19 protein-coding genes are annotated in these 20,320 nt (G+C 55.1%); 6 read left to right on the top strand and 13 right to left on the bottom strand.

Features of this window, described 5'->3' with window-relative positions; all coding sequences use genetic code 11:
- The first annotated feature begins 57 nt into the window (after nt 1-57).
- The 4 genes from gpmI to CLV80_RS10765 all read left to right on the top strand — a co-directional run bounded on the left by gpmI (nt 58) and on the right by CLV80_RS10765 (nt 5,328).
- Nucleotides 58-1,572 carry a 2,3-bisphosphoglycerate-independent phosphoglycerate mutase gene (gene gpmI, locus CLV80_RS10780; RefSeq protein ID WP_106357935.1) on the top strand — a complete coding sequence of 505 codons (1,515 nt, stop codon included), beginning with the start codon at nt 58-60 and terminating at the stop codon, nt 1,570-1,572.
- Nucleotides 1,569-2,645 (top strand): murein hydrolase activator EnvC family protein, encoded by a 1,077-nt coding sequence (locus tag CLV80_RS10775; protein ID WP_106357934.1) that lies wholly within the window; start codon nt 1,569-1,571, stop codon nt 2,643-2,645. The genes gpmI and CLV80_RS10775 overlap by 4 nt, the downstream gene beginning before the upstream one ends.
- A gap of 14 nt (nt 2,646-2,659) precedes the next feature.
- Nucleotides 2,660-4,006 (top strand): S41 family peptidase, encoded by a 1,347-nt coding sequence (locus CLV80_RS10770; RefSeq protein WP_106357933.1) that lies wholly within the window; start codon nt 2,660-2,662, stop codon nt 4,004-4,006.
- A gap of 119 nt (nt 4,007-4,125) precedes the next feature.
- Nucleotides 4,126-5,328, top strand: coding sequence for an aminotransferase-like domain-containing protein (locus CLV80_RS10765; protein ID WP_106357932.1), 1,203 nt, complete (start codon nt 4,126-4,128; stop codon nt 5,326-5,328).
- On the opposite strand, the gene CLV80_RS10760 is transcribed toward CLV80_RS10765, so the two are convergent.
- The 4 genes from CLV80_RS10760 to msrC all read right to left on the bottom strand — a co-directional run bounded on the left by CLV80_RS10760 (nt 5,325) and on the right by msrC (nt 9,911).
- Nucleotides 5,325-7,769 carry a GcvT family protein gene (locus tag CLV80_RS10760; protein ID WP_106357931.1) on the bottom strand — a complete coding sequence of 815 codons (2,445 nt, stop codon included), beginning with the start codon at nt 7,767-7,769 and terminating at the stop codon, nt 5,325-5,327. The two genes, CLV80_RS10765 and CLV80_RS10760, sit on opposite strands and share 4 nt — an antisense overlap.
- A gap of 128 nt (nt 7,770-7,897) precedes the next feature.
- On the bottom strand, nt 7,898-8,782 hold the full coding sequence (locus CLV80_RS10755) for a homocysteine S-methyltransferase family protein (RefSeq protein ID WP_106357930.1): 885 nt from the start codon (nt 8,780-8,782) through the stop codon (nt 7,898-7,900).
- A 12-nt stretch (nt 8,783-8,794) separates the two neighbouring features.
- Nucleotides 8,795-9,361, bottom strand: a complete 567-nt coding sequence (locus tag CLV80_RS10750) for a helix-turn-helix domain-containing protein (protein WP_106357929.1) — start codon at nt 9,359-9,361, stop codon at nt 8,795-8,797.
- A 97-nt stretch (nt 9,362-9,458) separates the two neighbouring features.
- Nucleotides 9,459-9,911 carry a free L-methionine (R)-S-oxide reductase MsrC gene (gene msrC, locus CLV80_RS10745; protein WP_106357928.1) on the bottom strand — a complete coding sequence of 151 codons (453 nt, stop codon included), beginning with the start codon at nt 9,909-9,911 and terminating at the stop codon, nt 9,459-9,461.
- Between the two features lie 120 nt (nt 9,912-10,031).
- On the opposite strand from msrC, the gene CLV80_RS10740 reads away from it, so the two are divergent.
- Entirely contained in the window at nt 10,032-11,606 is a 1,575-nt protein-coding gene (locus tag CLV80_RS10740; RefSeq protein ID WP_106357927.1) for a gamma-glutamyltransferase family protein, read from the top strand.
- Nucleotides 11,607-11,618: 12 nt separating this feature from the next.
- On the opposite strand, the gene CLV80_RS10735 is transcribed toward CLV80_RS10740, so the two are convergent.
- The 7 genes from CLV80_RS10735 to cobN all read right to left on the bottom strand — a co-directional run bounded on the left by CLV80_RS10735 (nt 11,619) and on the right by cobN (nt 18,582).
- Entirely contained in the window at nt 11,619-12,014 is a 396-nt protein-coding gene (locus CLV80_RS10735; RefSeq protein WP_106357926.1) for a hypothetical protein, read from the bottom strand.
- 76 nt (nt 12,015-12,090) lie between these two features.
- Entirely contained in the window at nt 12,091-12,714 is a 624-nt protein-coding gene (gene bluB, locus CLV80_RS10730) for a 5,6-dimethylbenzimidazole synthase (RefSeq protein ID WP_106357925.1), read from the bottom strand.
- Nucleotides 12,715-13,077: a Lin0512 family protein gene (locus tag CLV80_RS10725; protein ID WP_106357924.1), complete on the bottom strand. Its 363-nt coding sequence runs from the start codon at nt 13,075-13,077 to the stop codon at nt 12,715-12,717.
- A complete protein-coding gene (locus tag CLV80_RS10720; protein ID WP_106357923.1) occupies nt 13,074-13,418 on the bottom strand; it encodes a Lin0512 family protein in 345 nt (114 codons plus the stop codon). The genes CLV80_RS10725 and CLV80_RS10720 overlap by 4 nt, the downstream gene beginning before the upstream one ends.
- A gap of 50 nt (nt 13,419-13,468) precedes the next feature.
- The gene (locus CLV80_RS10715) at nt 13,469-14,137 is read right to left on the bottom strand and encodes a YrbL family protein (protein WP_106357922.1); all 669 of its coding nucleotides are present in this window, start codon (nt 14,135-14,137) and stop codon (nt 13,469-13,471) included.
- Nucleotides 14,138-14,234: 97 nt separating this feature from the next.
- Nucleotides 14,235-14,843, bottom strand: coding sequence for a cob(I)yrinic acid a,c-diamide adenosyltransferase (gene cobO / locus CLV80_RS10710; RefSeq protein ID WP_106357921.1), 609 nt, complete (start codon nt 14,841-14,843; stop codon nt 14,235-14,237).
- 37 nt (nt 14,844-14,880) lie between these two features.
- Nucleotides 14,881-18,582 carry a cobaltochelatase subunit CobN gene (cobN, locus tag CLV80_RS10705; protein WP_106357920.1) on the bottom strand — a complete coding sequence of 1,234 codons (3,702 nt, stop codon included), beginning with the start codon at nt 18,580-18,582 and terminating at the stop codon, nt 14,881-14,883.
- Between the two features lie 47 nt (nt 18,583-18,629).
- Here cobN and CLV80_RS18465 point away from each other — a divergent pair, with 47 nt between their 5' ends.
- Nucleotides 18,630-18,785 carry a hypothetical protein gene (locus tag CLV80_RS18465; RefSeq protein WP_165793368.1) on the top strand — a complete coding sequence of 52 codons (156 nt, stop codon included), beginning with the start codon at nt 18,630-18,632 and terminating at the stop codon, nt 18,783-18,785.
- 2 nt (nt 18,786-18,787) lie between these two features.
- Here the strand turns inward: CLV80_RS18465 and CLV80_RS10695 are convergent, their stop codons facing one another.
- On the bottom strand, nt 18,788-19,237 hold the full coding sequence (locus tag CLV80_RS10695) for a GNAT family N-acetyltransferase (protein ID WP_106357918.1): 450 nt from the start codon (nt 19,235-19,237) through the stop codon (nt 18,788-18,790).
- The gene (cobW, locus tag CLV80_RS10690) at nt 19,234-20,301 is read right to left on the bottom strand and encodes a cobalamin biosynthesis protein CobW (protein WP_106357917.1); all 1,068 of its coding nucleotides are present in this window, start codon (nt 20,299-20,301) and stop codon (nt 19,234-19,236) included. Before cobW ends, CLV80_RS10695 begins: the two co-directional genes overlap by 4 nt.
- Nucleotides 20,302-20,320: the final 19 nt, after the last annotated feature.

The raw sequence follows: 20,320 nt of genomic DNA, 5'->3' as shown, positions 1-20,320 counted from the left end.
TTTGTTTGTCATCGACCTGCGCTAGACCTGCCCTAAAGCTTTTACGGAGATTGTCTGATGTCTGCACCGAAACCTGTTGTCTTGTGTATTCTTGATGGTTGGGGCCTGCGTGAAGACGCCACGGGCAACGCGCCGAAACTTGCGAATACCCCGAATTTTGATGCGGTCATGCAAGGACCGCACGCGCAGCTTTTGACCCATGGCCGCGATGCGGGGTTGCCGGGCGGCCAGATGGGCAACTCTGAGGTCGGGCATACCAATATCGGTGCAGGCCGCGTTGTCGCGATGGATCTGGGACAGATCGAACTGGCAATCGAAGACGGCACTTTTGCAACCGCAGAACCTTTGCAGGCATTTATTGCCACGATGAAAACCAGCGGCGGGCGTGCACACCTGATGGGCGTTGTGTCTGATGGTGGCGTGCATGGTCACGTCCACCACATCATTGCCGCAGCACATGGGTTGGCGGATGCGGGCGTTCCTGTTGTGATCCACGCCATTACCGATGGCCGTGATGTCGCACCATCGTCTGCAAAAGAATTCATGCAAGAGCTAGAGGACGGCCTGCCAGCAACTGCGCAGATCGTGACCGTGATTGGCCGCTATTACGCCATGGACCGTGATAACCGCTGGGAACGGGTTCAGACTGCCTATGATGCGATGGCAACCGGGCAGGGTGGCAAAGCCGCGACCCCGCAAGACGCCATTGCCGCTGCTTATGCTGACGGCAAGACGGATGAATTCATTCCTGCGACTGTAATCGGTGATTATACCGGGTTTGCCAAAGGCGACGGCTATTTCTGCCTGAACTTTCGGTCTGACCGCGCGCGTGAAATCCTCGCGGCGATTGCTGACCCTGATTTTGACGGCTTTGAACGCCAGCAGCCACATATGGCTGCCCTTCTGGGTATGGTCAGCTATTCGGACCGCCATGATGTCTGGTTTGAAACGGTGTTCCCCAAACGCGATATCCAAAACACTTTGGGTGCGTGGGTTGCAAAACATGGTCTTCGCCAGTTCCGCCTGGCCGAAACCGAGAAATATCCGCATGTGACGTTCTTTTTGAACGGGGGCATCGAAGAACCCGCGCCGGGCGAAGACCGCTTTATGCCAAAATCGCCAAAGGTCGCGACCTATGATCTTCAGCCAGAAATGTCGGCGGGCGAAGTAACCGAAGCTTTCGTAAAGGCGATTGGTGATGGATATGATCTGATCGTTACGAACTACGCGAACCCCGACATGGTTGGGCACACTGGCGATCTGAACGCTGGGATCAAAGCCTGCGAAGCCGTGGACCAAGGTTTGGGGCAGGTGCTGTCGGCGCTTAAGGCTGCAGGTGGCGCGATGATCGTGACTGCAGACCACGGCAATTGTGAAACTATGATTGATCCAGAAACAGGCGGACCGCACACAGCACATACGCTGAACCCCGTGCCTGTTGCGCTTGTCGGTGGGCCAGAGGGCGTGACGCTGCGCGACGGCCGTCTTGCTGATCTGGCGCCGACTGTGCTTGATCTGATGGGGCTAGAGCTGCCACCCGAAATGACCGGTCGCAGCCTGATCGAGAAATGAGACTCGCGGCGTTTTTGATCTGTCTGGCTCTGCCAGCTTTTGGTCAAACTGCTGGCGAAGCTGCGCGTGACGCGATGGCACAGCTACAAGGTGCACAGGACAGGCTTCAATCAGCGGGCGGTGCGCGTGATCAAATCAAGGCGTTGACCGAAACAGTTCAATCTTATGAGGCTGGATTGGCCGCAGTACGATCTGGGCTGCGGCAGGTTGCGGCGCAAGAGGCCGAATTGTCTGCTGATCTATCTGCGCGTAGGTCTGAGTTGGGGCATCTGATCGGTGCGTTATCAACAATCTCGAACACGCCAGAGCCGGTTGCCCGTAGTAACGCGCAGCGCCCGATAGATGCGGTGCGTGCCGGTATGTTGGTTGCAGACGTAACTGAAGGCCTGCAAACCAAGGCAGAAGCGCTACGCAGTCAGCTTTCGCAAATTCAGGGTTTGCGTGACGTGCAGGCGGCTGCAACCGAAAATTTGGAAGACGGGTTAACCGGCGCGCAGGATGCACGTGCAGCATTGGCGCATGCAATATCTGAACGCAGCGATTTACCGACGCGGTTTGAAGAGGACACGGTCCAGATTGCTTTGTTGATGGCGAGTTCTGACTCTTTGGGTGCCTTCGCAGATGCGCTTGCGAATGATTTGCCTGATCCGGATGCGGTTCTTGCGCGGCAGGGGAACCTTCCGCTTCCGGTGAGGGGTATCGTTCAGTCGTCGGGCCGCGCGGCAGAGGGGGTGTATATTGCTGCTGTACCGCAGGCGTTAGTAACATCGCCGGTCGCAGCTACTTTACTGTATCGTGGGCCGCTGCTTGGCGATGTGAATGTAGTCATCCTTGAACCTGCACCTGACGTGTTGTTCATCTTTGCCGGGTTGGAAACGCTGTATGGTGACGTGGGGCAAATCATCCCTGCTGGCACTCCGCTTGGGTTGATGGGGGGCGATGCGACAAAAGTTAACGGTATTTTGACCGAAAACGAGACATCTGGCACAGATGAAGCAGCGCAACCCCTTTATCTTGAGGTCAGGGAAGGGCAAGGTCCGGTAAACCCGGATGCTTGGTTTGCGCTGGAATAGACATAGGACGTGGAATGAAAAAGCTGATTTTTGCCGCTGTTGGTGGTGCCGCACTTGGCCTTGTTACAACAATTCAAGTTGCTGGGCCCTTGGTTGCCCAAGATGTCCAAGACTCAGGTAGCGTGTATGAACAGCTCGATTTGTTTGGTGACATCTTTGAACGCATCCGCACCGACTATGTGCAAGATGTGAATGATAAAGAACTGATCGAAGCTGCGATCAACGGAATGCTAACATCACTTGATCCGCACTCCAGCTATATGTCCGCCGAAGATGCCGCCGCAATGCGAGTCAGCACGCGCGGTGAATTTGGCGGTCTTGGCATCGAAGTCACCCAAGAAGAGGGTTGGGTAAAAGTCGTGTCACCTATGGATGGCACGCCCGCTGATGCCGCCGGTATCTTGGCCGGTGATTATATCACTGCCGTCGATGGCGAAAGCGTCATGGGGCTAACTCTCGACGAGGCAGTTACCCTGATGCGAGGGCCCGTTGGTGCCGAAATCATTATAACTGTTGTGCGCGAAGGCGAAGTGGAACCGTTTGATGTGTCGATTATTCGCGACACTATCAAATTGACTGCGGTGCGCAGCCGGACAGAAGGGAACGCCGTTGTCTTGCGTGTGACAACCTTTAACGAACAGACCTTCCCGAACCTAAGCGAAGGCATCGATGAACAGGTCGAAGCGGCGGGCGGCATTGATAACGTAGATGGTTTTATCCTTGACCTGCGCAACAACCCGGGCGGTTTGTTGAACCAGGCTGTGTTTGTTTCTGACGCATTCCTTGATGCAGGTGAAATCGTGTCCACCCGTGGTCGTGACGCGGCCGACGGTGACCGCTTTAACGCCACAGTCGGCGATTTGGCGCAGGGAAAACCGATTGTTGTGCTTATCAACGGTGGTTCTGCTTCTGCGTCTGAAATCGTTGCGGGTGCATTGCAAGATCACCGCCGCGCGATTGTGGTTGGGACGAATTCATTCGGGAAAGGCTCCGTGCAAACGGTTATTCCGCTCAGCAGCGATGGCGCGATGCGCCTGACCACAGCCCGTTATTACACGCCTTCGGGTCGCTCTATTCAGGCGCTTGGTATTTCACCTGACATTATCGTTGAACAGCCGCGCCGCCAGCCAGCGGATGAAGACGAAGAAGAAAGCGTCGGCAACCCGCGGACAGAAGCGTCGCTGCGTGGTGCGCTGGACAATGATAGTCTGACCGAAGATGAAATTCGTCAAATCGAAGAAGACCGTGCGCGTGCTGTCGCCGCCGCGGAACTTCGCGAGGATGATTACCAGCTGGCTTACGCGATTGATATCCTAAAGGGTCTGAATGCTCTTGGGCCAGTCACGCATAGCAACGAATAAAGCATTAGGCGTCCGTTCATTTACTTGAGCGGGCGTATCTAATTTTAGGTCAGCATTGTTGACTTAGTATTTGGTTCTGCCATGATGATGCTCTACGTAGCCTCATGGAGATTCGGCAGATGTGGGATCAGATATTTTCGTCACGCATGTCACGTATGACCGCTTCGGAAATCCGAGAGCTTTTGAAACTGCTCGACCAGCCCGATATCATTTCATTCGCTGGCGGCATTCCTGACCCCAAATTGTTTCCGATTGCCGCGTTCCAAGACGCATTTGCTGAGACGCTTGGCCCCGATACCCAAAACGAAGCGCTCCAATACTCCGCAAGCGAAGGCTATCCGCCGCTGCGTGATTGGATTGCGGCCCAGATGGAAAAGCTGGGAATACCCTGCACGCGCGACAATATCCTGATCACGTCAGGGTCGCAGCAGGCACTGGATTATCTGGGCAAGCTTTTCCTTTCGCCAAATGACACAGCGTTGGTTTCATGGCCGACCTATCTGGGCGCGCTTGGTGCATTCAACGCCTATGAACCGCATTACGACCGCCTGATGCCCCACGCAAACCGGACGCCTGCGGATTATGCTGCACGCGCTGCTGACAAGGGCGGCAAGGTTAAATTTGCCTACGCGTCAGTTGATTTTGCGAACCCAACTGGCGAAACCATCGACCGGGCTGGACGCGAGTCCTTGCTGGACTTGGCTGACGATCTGAACATCGCAGTAATCGAAGACGCGGCATATCAGTCACTGCGGTATGACGGCGACGCGATCCCGCCCGTGCTAGCGTTGGAAATCGCCCGCAAAGGCAGCATCGAAGACTGCCGTACGATCTATTGCGGAAGTTTTTCGAAAACACTGTCGCCGGGCCTGCGGGTCGGGTGGGTTTGCGCCGCAAAGCCTGTGATCTCTCGATTGGTATTGATGAAGCAAGCCGCCGATCTGCATTCAGCGACGATCAACCAGATTGCGATCACAAAGGTAGCAAAAGCCTGCTTTGATGATCATGTCTCAAACTTACGGGACGCCTATAAAAAGCGCCGAGATTACATGCTAGACGCGCTTTTAAAGCATATGCCTGACGGCGTGACCTGGACCCAGCCCGAAGGAGGTATGTTCATCTGGCTTACGCTTCCTGAATATATGGACGGGGCGACAATGCTGGCCAAGTCGCTTGAAACGCAGCGTGTGGCGTTTGTACCGGGCCGTGCGTTCCACGCTGACGGATCATGTGGCAACACAATCCGGCTGAATTTCTCATTACCCGATGAAGCAACGATTGAAGAGGGCATCAAACGTTTGGGCGCGTTGCTGCGCGGTTAAACTTTTGTACGCTCACCTTTGGGATCGTAGAATGGGCGCAGCTGGGCCTCTGCCTTGACCCGCGTGCCCATCACGTCGATCTCATAGGTGCTACCTAGCATGTCGGCGACGGTTTCGTCCTTGCAAGGAACATATCCCATCCCAACAGCCGCGCCTAAGTGATGGCCATATCCACCCGACGACAAGTATCCGACGGTGTTACCATCCCTGATGATCGGCTCATTGTGATAAAGCAGGGGGTCGGGATCAGTGAGTTTGAACTGCACCAAACGTTTTTCCAGCCCAGCCTCGCGTTTGCGCAGAACCGCATCGCGGCCGATGAAAGCGGGCTTGTCGCTTTTGACGGCAAAGCCCAACCCGGCTTCTAGCACATGGTCTTCGCAGGTGATGTCGTGCCCGAAGTGGCGGAAACCTTTTTCCAGACGGGCCGCGTCCATCATGTGCATGCCACACAGCTTTAGCCCAATGTCCTGTCCTGCTGTGTGCAGCGTTTCAAACACATGGGCGGCCATGTCGGTCGATACGTAGACCTCCCACCCCAGTTCGCCAACGTAGGTGACGCGGTGCGCTCGGGCGAGGCCCATGCCGATCTCGATCTCTTGCGCAGTGCCGAACGGATTTATCCCGTTCGTAAAGTCATTGGGCGACACCGCTTGCAGCAGCTTGCGACTGTTCGGTCCCATCACGGCTAGAACGGCTTCGGAGGCGGTCATGTCAGTGATCACCACATTGAATTCGCCAACGTTTCGCTGCATCCAGGTTTGATCTGCCAGACGCGTCGCAGCCGGCGTCACAACCAGATAGGCCGTTTCAGATAAACGTGTGACGGTAATGTCGGCTTCGATCCCGCCATGTTGGTTAAGGAATTGTGAATAAACGATCTTCCCTGCGGGGACGTCCATTTCACCGCCGCAGATATTGTTCATAAATGCGGTTGCATCGCGGCCTTCGACCCGAATTTTGCCAAAGGATGACATGTCGTACATGCCTACATTGTTGCGGATTGCGTTGAGTTCATCCGCGACATTGCCAAAGAAGTTTTGGCGTTTCCATGAATATTCATAAGCAGGCGTCTGCCCCGGCTGCGCGAACCAATTCGCACGCTCCCATCCTGCCAGTTCCCCCATCACGGCGCCTTGATCTAACAGGTGTTGGTGCAAAGGGCTGCGCCGAATGCCACGCGCGGTCGCCTTTTGGCGGAACGGAAAATGGTCAGCATACAGCAGGCCAAGCGTTTCCTTAGACCGTTCAAATAGGTAGGTTTTGTTGCCCTGAAACGGCTGCATCCGCGATATATCGACATCACCCAGATCGAACGGTTTTTCGCCCGTATCCATCCATTGCGATAGGGCCATACCAGCGCCGCCAGCCGATTGGATCCCAATAGAGTTAAACCCAGCCGCAACCCAAACATTGTCCATCTCAGGTGCTTGCCCAAGGTGATACGCGTCGTCGGGGGTAAAGCTTTCGGGACCGTTAAAGAACGTATGGATGCCTGCCTCGGCCAACATTGGCACGCGGTTCACAGCGGCCTCTAGGATTGGTTCAAAGTGATCAAAATCTTCGGGCAGTTGGTCGAATTCGAAATCATCCGGGATGCCATTCATAGCCCAAGGTTTGGCGTTTGGTTCAAACGCACCCAGCAGGATTTTACCTGCGTCTTCTTTATAATAGGCGCATTCGTCTGGCACACGAAGAACAGGCAATTGCGCGAGATCAGGAATGTTTTCGGTGACGATATAGAAATGCTCGCAGGCATGAAGCGGAACATTCGTTCCCATCATCTTGCCCACCTCATGGCCCCACATGCCCGCGCAGTTGACGACCATATCGCAAGCGATCGTGCCGTTCTCGTCAGCGGTCTGCCAATCGACAGAGGTAACACGTCGCCCGGTGCGGTTGATGTTCGTGACCTTGGTACGTTCTGCAATCACCGCGCCATTCATACGGGCGCCCTTGGCCAATGCGAGCGCAATGTTCGCAGGATCACCCTGACCGTCGCGGGGCAGGTAGACACCGGCCTTGACCCCATCGATGTTTAAGTGATCGTAGCGTGATTTGACCTCGGCCGGGGAAATCTCCTCGACATCGACGCCAAAGGCGCGGGCCATGGCGGCTTGGCGAAAAATCTCTTCTTTGCGTTCATCGGTGAGGGCAACAGTGATGGACCCGTTGCGTTTAAAGCCAGTTGCGACACCGGTTTCCGTCTCTAGGTTTCCGTATAATTCTTGGGAATAGCGCGCGAGCTTGGTCATGTTCGCCGTTGCGCGTAGTTGCGCGATGAGCCCGGCGGCATGCCAAGTGGTTCCAGAGGTCAGTTGTTTGCGTTCCAGTAAGACAACATCTTTCCAGCCAAGTTTGCTAAGGTGATAGGCAACGGAACAGCCTATAACCCCGCCACCGATAATGACCACGCGCGCAGATGTAGGAAGCTTTGCCATGATGACGTGCCGATTCTTGTTCGTGAAATTTTAGTCAATGTTTTCACGGCTTGGGCGGTTCGTCACCATTTTTTATTATGCTTTAAGAATAACGGGATACGTAAAGCGCGACGTTTGAGTTGTAAGTGTTAAACGATTTCGTGGCCTGCGGCGCGCAGTGCAGCGGCAAGTTCAGCTATGTGTGCTGGGCCAACTTCGCAACAGCCGCCAACAATTGTTGCCCCTTGTTCAAGCCAGCCCATAGCGTGATCAGCGTATTCTTTGGGGCCTAAATCGTGTCTAGCCGAAAGGCTGCTGACTGTGGGTTTGTCCTTTAGGAAATCGCTCGTGATTTGCTGGAAGCCGTTCGCATAACCACCAAAAGGCAAATCACCATCCGCGAGGATATCGATTGCGGTGCTGATTGCCTCTGGCGCAGCGCAATTTGCCAACAGCGCTGCGGCTCCTTTGGTGTGGGGGATGACATCGGACAGACGTTCCCCCGAGCGAAGTCGCGTACCGTCGTTATCGTCGACAGTCATGGCAAGCCAAACTGGTTTCCCCGCAGTCATAGCCCCCGCCAGAACAGAGCGGGCGTGATCAATCGAGGCAATTGTTTCGCAAATGATAAGATCGACGCGCGAACCTAAGAGTTGCGCGACTTCTGCGTATAGCGGGACTGCTTCGGCAGGTTCAGGATGAATGTCGGGGCGATATGATGCCCTTAGTGGTCCTATTGCGCCTGCGATGCGTCCATGGCCTGCGCAAGCGGCTTCAGCTTCGGTAAGTGCGGTGCTGTAAAGGGCTGCAAAGCGATCTTCATAAGCGGTACCAAGTAAACGGTCTCGGTGCAGCGCATAGGTGTTTGTCATCGCGACCGTCGCGCCGGCGTCTCGGTAGGACCGGTGTACCGCTGACACCATGCAAGGATGATCTATCATGACCTGCGTTGCCCAAAGCGGGGTCGCCGTATCGCCGGAACGACGGATGAGCTCCTGGCCCATACCGCCATCAAGTAGCGTAATATCTGTCATTTTACGGTTCGCCTAGTAAATGGGAGGAGAAATAACCCAAATGATTTCGCAAGGCTTACTTCCGGTATTCGCCCAGCGAAAAGATTCACCACGCAATCGAAAGCTGTCGCCCGTTTTAAGATGAAAGTGCTTGCCGTTAATCCAAATTTCAAATGTGCCAGTGACGATGTAACCGATTTCTTGTGTCTTGCGCACAAGGGGGGCTGTAATTTCGGACCCCGGTTCGAATTTTGAATGGATAACTTCAAAGCTGTCGGTCAGATCAGGTGACAGCAGTCCTTCGGTCAAACCGGGAGTCCGGCTTCCTATCGGGCGGCGCGCGTTGGCACGTACGATAAGACCGTCTTCGTCAGGGGCTACGCTGGTTTGCAGAAGGCTTGAAACAGCGACATCTAAAACCGCTGCCATCTCGGCAAGATCTGAAATCGCCGGGACTGAAATGTCGCGCTCGACTTGACTCAGCCAGCCAACAGATCGGTTCAGGCTTTCGGCAAGGTCGACTAGCGTCATCCCGCGTGTCTTACGCAACGCGCGAATGTCAGCGCCCAAAGTTTGACCTGGTTTTTCTAAATGTGCCATGGCGTCCTAATGCGTAAGTGAATTGTAAAAATTAGCGCATAGGTTGCTAAGCGCAATACTATATTGGCTAATTTTAACCCCTAATCAACCATAGGTTTTAAGTTGCGAAGGCTTGGGCCAGTATTTCCGTCAGCATATTTGCGTCGTTTTGATCAAATGCGTCAGGTTGGTTACTGTCGATATCGAACACAGCGATTACTGTGCCATCGCGATCAAAAACAGGTAAAACCAGTTCAGAACGCGTACTGCTTGCGCAGGCAATATGGCCTTCAAACGCCTCGACGTCTGGGACGAGCTGTACTTGCCCTGTGCGTGCTGCGGCACCACAAACGCCGCGCGAAAATGGGATTGTGAGGCAGCCGTGCCCGCCTTGGTAAGGGCCGATTTTTAATAGTTCCGGCGCGGTAACCCGATAAAACCCAGTCCAGTCAAACCGATCATCGCTGTGATGTATTTCGCATGTCATAGTCGCCATCAATGCCACGGTGTCCGTCTCGCCTTCGGTTAGCGAAGCAATTGTTTTTGCAAGTGTGGCGTAGTCTGCGCGCATTTTATGTGTTCCCGTGAGCTTAACTTATAAAGGTCTAACGACGTGTAAGAAAACCAACAAGCCCCGTTGCACTTGTTCCACAATTCCGTACCGTAGTTTAGCAATAATCCAGAGGGCACCATGCGCGACTTTCACAAACCGGGCCGTTCGGCTGTTTATGCAACTAACGGGATGGCCGCGACATCGCACCCTTTAGCTGCAAAGGTCGCCGTTCAGATGCTAGAGGCGGGTGGCAACGCGGTGGATGCGGCGATTGCGGGCGCTGTGCTGCTTGGTATTTGTGAACCGCAGATGACAGGTATTGGTGGTGACTGCTTTGTATTGCTAACACCGCCGGGCGAAGACCGTGTTGTTGCGTTGAACGGCTCTGGCCGTGCGCCCGGTGCGATTGATGCCGACGCTTTGCGCACCAAAGGGCCAGTTGTTGCGCCCTATAACGTTGATGCTGTGACAATTCCTGGTGCAATTGATGCTTTTTGTCGGTTGTCCAAAGACTGGGGTAAGCTGGGCCTTAAGGCTGCGTTGGCCCCTGCCATTCACTACGCCGAAGCTGGCGTGCCCGTTGCGCCACGCGTGGCATTTGACTGGGCGTTGGGTGAAAAAAATCTATCGGGACATGCGCGCGATCTGTTCTTGCTCGATGGTAAGGTGCCGACCACGGGTCAGATGTTCCGTGCGCCGGGGCAGGCCAAAGTGCTGCGCGAAATCGCGTTGGAGGGTCGCGCCGGGTTCTACGAAGGCGAAGTCGCAGAGGACATGGTCGCCAGCCTGAACGCATTGGGCGGCACACACACCTTGGATGATTTCGCCGCGACGGCCTGTGAATACACCGACCCGATCTCGGGCGGTTATGGCGGGCTTGAGCTATGCGAGCATCCCCCGAACGGGCAGGGCGCAACGGCGATCTTACTGCTGAATATCCTAAAGCATTTTGACATTGCCGGAATGGACCCGTGGGGCGCAGAACGCGCGCATATCGAGGCCGAAGCGACGAAACTGGCTTATGACGCCCGGAATCGTTTCATCGCGGACCCGGATCACACCACGCGGGTGGATCATATGATGGCGCCCGAAACAGCCGCCAAATTGGCTGCGTTGATCGACCCCGCCAAAGCGATGCCCGCCGCCGCACCTCTGGCGGAATCTGTACATAAAGACACGATCTATATCACGGTTGTCGATAAGGACCGCATGTGCGTGTCGCTGATCTATTCGGTGTTCCATTCTTTCGGGTCTGGAATTGCATCGGACAAATACGGTGTGCTGTTCCAGAACCGTGGGGCTGGGTTCACGCTCGAAAAAGGTCATCCAAACGAGGCCGGCGGCGGCAAGCGCCCAATGCACACGATCATTCCGGGGCTGCTGAAAAAAGACGGAAAGCCGTTCATGCCCTTCGGGGTCATGGGCGGTGCCTATCAATCAACCGGACACGCGAGGTTCGTCAGCAACGTGACAGACTTTGGGCTGTCTCCCCAAGAAGCAATGGACGCGCCACGCTGCTTTGCTGATGGGGATGTGTTGAATGTGGAGAACGGTTATTCAGATGCGGTGAGAGCGACACTGCGCGACAAGGGGCATAACGTGCAAACACCAGACACTGCGATTGGTGGTTCACAGGCCATCATGCTGCATGAAGGCGGTGTTCTTGAGGGCGGAAGCGACCCGCGCAAAGACGGCTGCGCGTTGGGATACTGATGTTGGCGGGGTTTACCCGGCCCGTAGGGACCGTAAAAACAATCCGATCCCGCCGACCAGCAGCACCAAAATAACGATGAGGTCAAAGGCGCTCATGCGTTCGAGTTGGAGTGTCATATTGGCGATGACCCCAAAGATAAGCGCGACCATTGAGCCGCCTGCGAGCAGCCAGCCGATCCAGTTTTTCGAATTGTAGAACACCATACCGATCCCAAACATAAAAGGGATAAGCACCATACCTGATGTGATCGGCACGCCGCCGATACCAAACACCCGTGATCCAAATCCAAAGTTGGGCCGGACCACGATACCGTCCAGCAAAAGATACCCGCCGCCGATCATCATGATCACGCCGATCAGGAAACTGCCTGTTCCGCCGTCTGTGCCGCCTGCGCCACGTGTTGACATGTGTCTCTCACTTTCGCTGTGTTCGTTAGCATGGTTTTAGTGAAGCGTCCCATGCTTGGCTAGGGTTCGGTCCGCGCTAAACCTGTTCCCACCGTGTGGCGGTGTTTTCTTGCCATTTCTTTTCGTGAAGTAGGGGGGTGTCATTGTCGAATGCGGCTTTACCTAAGCACAGATATCCAGTCAGCTGCCAATGATCCGGGACACCTAAGGTTTGCGCAACAGACACAGGGTCAAGGATAGAGACCCACCCAAGCCCCAAGTTTTCGGCACGCGCCGCCAACCACAGTGTATAGATTGCTGTGACACTCGAATAGCACAGCATTTCGGGCATCGTTTGTCGCCCAAGACCGCGTCCTTCGGCGGGGTGGTTTTCTGTGAAAACGGCAAGGTGAACAGGGGCTTCGCGCAACCCTGCGAGCTTCAGACTTGCATATGTTTCACGTGTTTCATCATCGTATATTTCACCGGCGGCTTCGTTGGACGCTTCGAAGTTTTGGATAATCTTGCTACGTAGCGCGGCTGTGGTCACGTGTAAAACGCGCCAAGGCCGCGCATTTCCCACGGATGGGGCCATATCCATGGCTGAACGCAATCGCGCAAGGGTATCGTCAGGTACCGCATCTGGTAAAAAATGCCGAACATCACGCCGCCAACGTAGCACGTCATGGAGCGCGTCTCTGTGGGCTTGGGTCAGTTCCATCTACCTGTGTTTCCAATTGCCGGCTTGGGAGGGCAAGAATGCCTCAATCGCGGCTGTGGCCACAATTGCGGTGTCGCCAGTTTCTGGGTTTGGCACGTTCATCCCCCCTTTGACTGCGGTCACAGTGGCGCGTCCACGCGGTAGCTTTTGGGCAAGCGCCATTGGGTCGATTTTATCTGGATCTTGCACGCCCACCGTCACCTGTACCCGCATTGCGCTGTGGTCTAATCCTATGCTTTGGAAAATTGGCAGCGTCGAATGGCGGATCGCATCTTCGATCGCGCGCGCGGCGGCTTTTTGGTAATCCATCCCGTGCAGGTCGTTACCCATGCCCATTTCAATAATGATGCGCTGATCGGTCATGCTGGCTCCATGTCGAAACTGACGTTGATCGCGACGTTTGCGATGACCGTCGGATTGCCGTCAGGGCGAGGGACATCCAGCCCACCATGTGTGACGTTGATTGTGGGTTGGCCGTAAGGAAAGATATCCAGCAATGCGTCAACGTCCACCTGGGCTGGCTGTTGTACTGCGATCTGTACGTCGATCAGCATTACTTCTTTGGGGAAACCAAACAGCTCTGCCATGTTGATAGAGTTATGCCAAAGCGCGTCCTGTAACCCGCGACGTGCGGCTTGTGTATAGTCTTGGCGGCGCAGGCTGGTGCCCATGCCGAATTCAGTAAGGACGCGGTGTTTGGACATGCGACAGACCCTTGATGAAGCGGTTGCAACAACTTACCCCAACTAAACGGTCAGCGCGAGAACTGTTGCGTGTCTTTATGCCACGTCAGTTTGGTATTTCGACCCAGCCGTTCACAGCTGTCAATCAGGCCAAGTCGGTTCGACCATTTGGCCATCGACCGGACTGGAATGGCGTGAATGTCGCCGAAACCGTCAACAAGAACACATTCTTCTGGGCCTGGGCCGCTCCCGTTGTCGCGGTGGCCAAAGACGAAATTGTTCGGGTTCATGTCGCTTGCGCGAATGTCATTCGAAAACAGCCGGGATATTGTGTCGTTCAATAGGTCAATATGATGATCCGTCAGGGTGCCTTCCTTTGCCTTTGATCCAAGCGTTTCGCCCAATGTGCCGTCTGGCATCATCACGCTTTCGGTCAGACAGCCAAGGCCGACATTTGTGCTCACGAACCCAAACATATGCGACATTGGTGCGCGAAAGGTTGGTTCAGGATGGTTTAACATAATCCGCAGGTATTCAGTGTATTCTTTGCGGATTTGACGCAGTCGCGTGCTTGGAAACCAACGATCCACGACACCGTTAAAATTATTGCGTCGTGGCATTATAGTGCTGGGCTTAAGAACCTTGATCAGCTTGGTGTGATCCGTTGGATGCAGATAGACAGCGCGCTGCACGCCGCTAGCGACGAGACCGGATGGAAGAAGGTTCAACACGTTTGTCATAATTCAGTTACATAGAAACTGAACCGTATAGTGCAAGGCACGATAGCGTGTGATCCGCGAATTTTGGCGACAATACGTAAGGAAATGCGAATTTATTCTAAAATTCGACTCCGATTTGCGCTTTGATCCCCGAACGGAAGGGATGTTTGACCAGTTCCATTTCAGTGACAAGGTCTGCAAGTTCGATCAGATCTTCGTGCGCGTTGCGCCCCGTCAAAACGACATGGGTCATCGGTGGCTTATGGTCACGCAAGAAGGATACGACCTCTGATATGCTCACATAGTCATAGCGAATTGCGATGTTGATTTCGTCAAGCAGGACCATGTGATTGGTTTCATCAAGGATCAGTTCTTTGGCCTTGGCCCAAGCTGCTTGCGCCATTTCTGTGTCGCGCGATTTATCTTGGGTTTCCCAAGTAAACCCTTCGCCCATAGTGTGGAATGCGCAAGTGTCAGTGAATTTAGCAAGGATCAGATCACGTTCACCCGTGGACATGCCGCCTTTGATGAACTGAACAACGGCACATTTCATATCATGCGCGATACAGCGAAAGATCATCCCGAACGCGGCCGAAGACTTACCCTTTCCTTTGCCCGTATGGACAATGACCAGCCCCTTTTGGTCGGTCTTTGTCGCCATGATCTTATCACGGGCAGCCTTTTTCTTGGCCATCTTCATTGCGTGTCGGTCAGTATCTTCGGTCATGGCAGGCTCCTTTTTAAAAGATCGTATCTGGCTTGGGCTATGTGATCAATTCAGCAATACGTGCACGGGCAGAGTTGGACTTGGGTTGCCAAAGATTGCGATCGATCGCTTCTTGCAGTCGTTGGGCGATCTCGCGCAGGGCTGGGGCATTCGCGTCCGCGATGAAGTCTCGGGTGTCATCGTCCTTGATGAACGCTTCCTCGACCAGATCAAAATGATGGTTCTGTACCGCCCCGGTTGTGGCCGCGAAGGCGAATAGATAATCAACTGTCGCTGCGATCTCAAACGCGCCTTTGTATCCGTGACGTTTGACCCCATCGACCCATTTCGGGTTTACTACCCTGCTACGCACTACCCGCCCAATTTCGTCATCAAGCGTTCGAATGACGGGTCGTTCAGGGCGTGAATGATCGTTGTGATAGATGGGCCGGTCTTGGCCTTGTAGTGTGCTGACAGCTGCGGCAGCACCACCTTCGAATTGGTAATAGTCATCGCTGTCCAAAATATCGTGTTCACGGTTGTCTTGGTTTTGAACGATGGCGTCGGTTTGCGATAGGCGCGTTTCAAATGCCTTGCGGTCTTTGCGGCCTTCGGCCCCAGCACCATAGGCGTAGCTGCCCCATTCAAGATAGGCATCGGCAAAGTCTGACTTATCCGCCCAAATACGTTCGTCGATCAGGGCCTGCAGCCCCGCGCCGTAAGCACCGGGCTTTGAACCAAATACCCGTGTTTGGTTTTCACCTGCTTTTGCACGTGCTGCAGCAGGGTTCACATCGGCTGCTTCATCAAGCTCTTGTACGGCACGAGCAGCGCTATCAACCAGCGCTATCAACTGCGGAAAGGCGTCACGAAAGAAACCTGAGATACGTAATGTGACATCAACGCGGGGTCGCCCTAGGATGGACTGCGGAAGAATTTCAAATCCGGTGACGCGGCGGTTTGCACTATCCCATTTTGGCTTAACACCCATCAAGGCAAGGGCCTGAGCGATATCATCGCCACCCGTACGCATGTTCGCGGTACCCCATGCCGTGACCAGCATGCTACGCGGCCAGTCGCCGTGGTCTTGCAGGTGTTTTTCGATTAGCAGACTCGCAGATTTCCACCCAAGCGCCCAAGCTGTCGGTGTGGGTACGGCCCGGCTATCGACGCTATAGAAATTTCGACCAGTGGGCAGCACATCAAGCCGCCCGCGGGTTGGCGCGCCGGACGGGCCCGGGTTGACGAAGTGCCCAGATAGGGCGCTGAGGAGACCCGTCCCTTCGTCAGGTCCGCAGGCCTGAATTGTCGGAAGTATAGTCTCTAAGATTTCATCTAGAACGGCTTGTGCCGCTCGCGGGGTGAACCCCGCATCGCCCCACCCGCCGTCCCGCAGGCCGCGTTGGCACAGTGCTTCGAGACGTTCGACCGTATCGCCATTGGTACGCCATGTGGTATTATCTTCTAGTGCGGCGGGTTTTTCAGGTGGGGGAGCTGCCATGTCGCAATCAAGCGGATCGATACTCAGGTTCAGGTCCTCTGCCAGCGCACGCAGGAGCGACGCATTTCTACCCTTACCATCACCACGTGGGACGCGTGCCAAGGCAATCGCCAAGTCCCGTTCCTGTTGCCCTTGGGGCGATTGCCCAAAGATATGCAGCCCGTCGCGTATTTGTGCTTCTTTTAACTCACATAGGTATGCGTCTAGCTTACCTAGATCGCTGTCGTTATCGCCGGTGAAGCCCGCGTCTTTTGACAGGCCAGTGACTTCGGACAAGGACAGGATTTCTTTGCGTAAGTGGTCTATACGGCGGGGGTCAACGCCGGCGGCTTCATAATATTCATCGACGAGCGCCTCTAGATCGCGCATTGGGCCATAGCTTTCTGCGCGGGTCAGCGGCGGTGTTAGGTGATCAATGATGACCGCAGATGTGCGCCGTTTTGCTTGCGTACCTTCGCCTGGATCGTTGACGATGAACGGGTAAACGTGTGGGGTCGGCCCAAAGACGGCCTCGGGCCAGCAGGTTTCGGATAGGGCGACTGCTTTGCCGGGGAGCCATTCGAGGTTCCCGTGTTTACCCATGTGTACGATCGTGTCAGCGCCCCAGTGGTGCCGCAGCCAAAAATAGAATGCGAGGTAGTTGTGTGGTGGAACGAGATCAGGCGAATGATATGTATCGGTTGGGTCTATGTTGTAACCACGTGCCGGTTGCAGCCCAACCACGGCGTTGCCGTAGCTGTGGATCGAAAGGGCAAAGCCCTTGTTTGCCTCCGGCGGGAGTAATTCTGACAAGGTGAGGAAGGGATCATCCTCGGGTTGGCCCCAGCGCGCCGTGATTTGTTCTTTTACCTCCCAAGGGAGGGCATCAAAATACTGTTGATAGATGTCGAGCGGTAGGAATTCGCCGCCTTCTTTGTCGGCGCGATCTGTCAGCCAATTAGTTGGGCCGTCCATAACGGTTTGCATCAGTGTTGCGCTGTCTGTGGGCGGAGTAACCGTGTGGCCTGTCGATTTCAGCAGGTTGAGCACATGTACCGTCGCGGCGGGCGTATCCAGCCCGACTCCGTTAGCAAGCCGCCCGTCTTTGTTTGGATAGTTAGCAAGGATCAGCGCGACCTTTTTGTCGCTGGCTTGTGTCCGCCGCAGGTGCGCCCAGTTGCGGGCGAGTTGGCTGGTAAAGTCGATCCGGTCGCCTAATGCCTGATAGGTTGCGATAGGGCATTCGGTTGCCTCGTCAAAGAATGCTTCGCCTTTAAAGCTGACCGCGCGGGATAGGATGCGCCCGTCCACCTCTGGCAGGGCGACGTTCATCGCGATGTCGCGGGCGGTTAGCCCGTGCAGGCCTTCGCGCCATGTGGCCTCGGACGCGCCAGATAGGATGACCTGAAAGATTGGCGCGTTGTTGGCAAGCAATGGGTTTGTTGGGCTGTCGTCGCCATCATGCGGGCTGCCGACTGCGAAGGCGGTACAGTTTAAGATTACTTCGGGTGGGGCTGCGGTGAACAAAGTGTCGAGTGTTGCGCGGCTGACCGGGTCTTTGAGTGATGCGACAAAGACAGGCAGCGGGTTAAGACCCGCGCGTGACAGGCTGCGCACCAGACGGTTGATCGGGTTTAACCCGCCGCCTTGGACAAGTGCGCGGTAGAATATGATCGGGACGATTGGCGCGTCGTCCGTCCATGCTGCCTTTGCGGCATCAAGGTCGGCGATACCTGAACCGGGCCAATATACACCCGCGCGCAGCAGGGGGCTGGCTGCGGCTGGTTTGTCGCTGCCGTCCAGCATGGCGCGTGCGTAACCGAGTAGATTGGTGCTGTTTTGCGGTCCGCCTTCGACGAAATAGGACCACAGCGCGTCGTAGTCCTCGCCTGAAACGGTAGACAGCTCGCGCAATTCTTGATCTGGTTTGTCGTCGCCGGGCAGGGCGACAAAGGGGATGCCAGCCTCGTGCAGGCGTGCGGCGTATTGCGTAAGTCCGTATTTCCAATATCCGGCACCGCCTAAGATGCGCGCAATCACTAGCCGTGATTTCGTGGCACAATCATCAAGGTGAAGATCGACCGACATCGGGTGTTGCAGGTGCATCATATTGGCAAGACGCAGTCCGGGCGGGTTATCCATTTGTGACCTGGCGTCGGACAGCGCGGCCAATTCCGTGTCTGCGGCGGAAATAATCACCACGTCGGCAGGTGTTTGGCCTAGGTCGACAGGCTCTGATCCGTCAGAGATTGCGCCGGGTGTCGCTGCGAGCAGGTGCATTAGGTATATTCCCGTGGTAGTGGATGCCCAAACATGAGGTCAAAACGATGGATTACAAAGCTGCAGGCGCACCCAAATTGGGTAAGAATGCCCCGAAACATGCCGAACATAACGCGCATGGGTCGAAGAAAAAGCCATTTGGCACACGCGAAGATAAGGCCGCTTTGTTGGCCCGGATGAAGAAGGCGGCTGAGAAGAAGTAGCTTCAAAGCGCCTTTTCCATAAAGATCGAACTGTTCGCTTCGGCGTAATCGCCAAAGGGGCCGCAAAGGGTGAAGCCATGTCGCGCATATAGTTTGTGCGCGGCGTGCAGCAGATTGCCTGTTTCAAGCTTTATTATCGGAAGTTTGTCTTCGCGTGCTTGGTCTTCGAGTTGACGCATAAGCGCATCTGCGATGCCCTTGCCCCGTGCATCAGGATCGACAAACATGGATTTTATTTCGCCGTAGCCGTCTTTGATAGCCAGCGCGCCAGTGCCCAAAATTTGGGTGCCGATGCGGGACGTAAAGAAATGGGTATTCGGCGAAACCAGATCGTCGATTTCAAGGTAATAATTGTCTTCGGGCGGAAATAGTGACGCCATCAGGGCGTGGCTTTGTTTGAGCAAAGCCGTCGCCTGAGGATGGTGTGGGTCTGTCCGCTCGACGATAATCATGCTTGTAGGGCGGCTGTGATGGCTGCTTGATCAAGACCCGCTTCGCCAATGACCACAAGCCGCGTTTCGCGTGGCGCGTCGCCAAAGGGTTGGTCAAAGTAGGTATCAACGCGAGGGCCGACGGCCTGTAGAGTCTGGCGCATAGGCTTGCCTGTTACCGCAACAAACCCTTTCAGACGTAGGATGTCGTTGGCGCGGATGACATTGGCGACTTGCGCTGCGAATGCGGTTGGGTCCTCGATTTCACCACGGGTGACGATGAAGGATTCGAATTCATCGTGGCCATGTTCGTGTTCATGATCGTGGTGGTGATCGTCGTCGTCGTCATGGTGATGATGATGGTGGTGGATTTCGTGACGAGAAGACAGATCAGATTCAGCGCCGACACCTTGGCCAAGCAGAACATCGACGGGTAGGGCGCCCATGGATGCTTTGATGACCTGAACGCCGTCGCGGCTTTCGGATTTTAGCTTTGTTGTTAGTGCGTCTGCTTCTTCGGCCGACAACAGGTCCGCTTTGTTCACAACGATCATATCGGCGCAGGCGACTTGGTCTTCGAACAATTCAGACAGTGGCGTTTCGTGATCAAGGTTTTCATCTTGGGCACGCAGCGCATCGACCGCAGCGACGTTATGGGCGAACTGACCGTCATGAACAGCGCGGCCATCAACCACGGTCACAACGCCATCAACGGTCACCTTGGTTGAAATACCCGGCCAGTTGAACGCGCGGATAAGAGGCTGCGGCAGTGCAAGACCCGACGTTTCGATCACGATGTGATCAGGTTTGTCTTCGCGCGCGAGCAGGGCTTCCATCGTGGGGATGAAATCATCGGCGACGGTGCAGCAGATGCAGCCGTTTGACAGTTCAACAATATCGTCTTCGGTGCAGGTTTCGATCCCGCAACCTTTTAGGATGTCGCCGTCAACGCCAAGGTCACCAAATTCATTGATGATCAGCGCGATGCGCTTGCCTTGGGCGTTTTGGAGCATGTGGCGGATGAGGGTGGTTTTCCCGGCACCAAGAAAGCCGGTGACAACGGTCGCGGGGATTTTTGCGGGCATGGGTATGTTCCTGCTGCAG

The organism is Yoonia maritima (genome assembly GCF_003003285.1).
GTDB lineage: Bacteria > Pseudomonadota > Alphaproteobacteria > Rhodobacterales > Rhodobacteraceae > Yoonia > Yoonia maritima.
The sequence above is the reverse complement of the archived record's forward strand: the minus strand, read 5'-3'. Positions and strand labels throughout refer to the sequence as shown.

What these genes read in the sequence shown, in the direction of transcription:
- gpmI (WP_106357935.1), top strand. Translation starts at nt 58, where the DNA reads ATGTCTGCACCGAAACCTGTTGTCTTGTGTATTCTTGATGGTTGGGGC.
- CLV80_RS10775 (WP_106357934.1), top strand. Translation starts at nt 1,569, where the DNA reads ATGAGACTCGCGGCGTTTTTGATCTGTCTGGCTCTGCCAGCTTTTGGT.
- CLV80_RS10770 (WP_106357933.1), top strand. Translation starts at nt 2,660, where the DNA reads ATGAAAAAGCTGATTTTTGCCGCTGTTGGTGGTGCCGCACTTGGCCTT.
- CLV80_RS10765 (WP_106357932.1), top strand. Translation starts at nt 4,126, where the DNA reads ATGTGGGATCAGATATTTTCGTCACGCATGTCACGTATGACCGCTTCG.
- CLV80_RS10760 (WP_106357931.1), bottom strand. Translation starts at nt 7,769, where the DNA reads ATGGCAAAGCTTCCTACATCTGCGCGCGTGGTCATTATCGGTGGCGGG.
- CLV80_RS10755 (WP_106357930.1), bottom strand. Translation starts at nt 8,782, where the DNA reads ATGACAGATATTACGCTACTTGATGGCGGTATGGGCCAGGAGCTCATC.
- CLV80_RS10750 (WP_106357929.1), bottom strand. Translation starts at nt 9,361, where the DNA reads ATGGCACATTTAGAAAAACCAGGTCAAACTTTGGGCGCTGACATTCGC.
- msrC (WP_106357928.1), bottom strand. Translation starts at nt 9,911, where the DNA reads ATGCGCGCAGACTACGCCACACTTGCAAAAACAATTGCTTCGCTAACC.
- CLV80_RS10740 (WP_106357927.1), top strand. Translation starts at nt 10,032, where the DNA reads ATGCGCGACTTTCACAAACCGGGCCGTTCGGCTGTTTATGCAACTAAC.
- CLV80_RS10735 (WP_106357926.1), bottom strand. Translation starts at nt 12,014, where the DNA reads ATGTCAACACGTGGCGCAGGCGGCACAGACGGCGGAACAGGCAGTTTC.
- bluB (WP_106357925.1), bottom strand. Translation starts at nt 12,714, where the DNA reads ATGGAACTGACCCAAGCCCACAGAGACGCGCTCCATGACGTGCTACGT.
- CLV80_RS10725 (WP_106357924.1), bottom strand. Translation starts at nt 13,077, where the DNA reads ATGACCGATCAGCGCATCATTATTGAAATGGGCATGGGTAACGACCTG.
- CLV80_RS10720 (WP_106357923.1), bottom strand. Translation starts at nt 13,418, where the DNA reads ATGTCCAAACACCGCGTCCTTACTGAATTCGGCATGGGCACCAGCCTG.
- CLV80_RS10715 (WP_106357922.1), bottom strand. Translation starts at nt 14,137, where the DNA reads ATGACAAACGTGTTGAACCTTCTTCCATCCGGTCTCGTCGCTAGCGGC.
- cobO (WP_106357921.1), bottom strand. Translation starts at nt 14,843, where the DNA reads ATGACCGAAGATACTGACCGACACGCAATGAAGATGGCCAAGAAAAAG.
- cobN (WP_106357920.1), bottom strand. Translation starts at nt 18,582, where the DNA reads ATGCACCTGCTCGCAGCGACACCCGGCGCAATCTCTGACGGATCAGAG.
- CLV80_RS18465 (WP_165793368.1), top strand. Translation starts at nt 18,630, where the DNA reads ATGGATTACAAAGCTGCAGGCGCACCCAAATTGGGTAAGAATGCCCCG.
- CLV80_RS10695 (WP_106357918.1), bottom strand. Translation starts at nt 19,237, where the DNA reads ATGATTATCGTCGAGCGGACAGACCCACACCATCCTCAGGCGACGGCT.
- cobW (WP_106357917.1), bottom strand. Translation starts at nt 20,301, where the DNA reads ATGCCCGCAAAAATCCCCGCGACCGTTGTCACCGGCTTTCTTGGTGCC.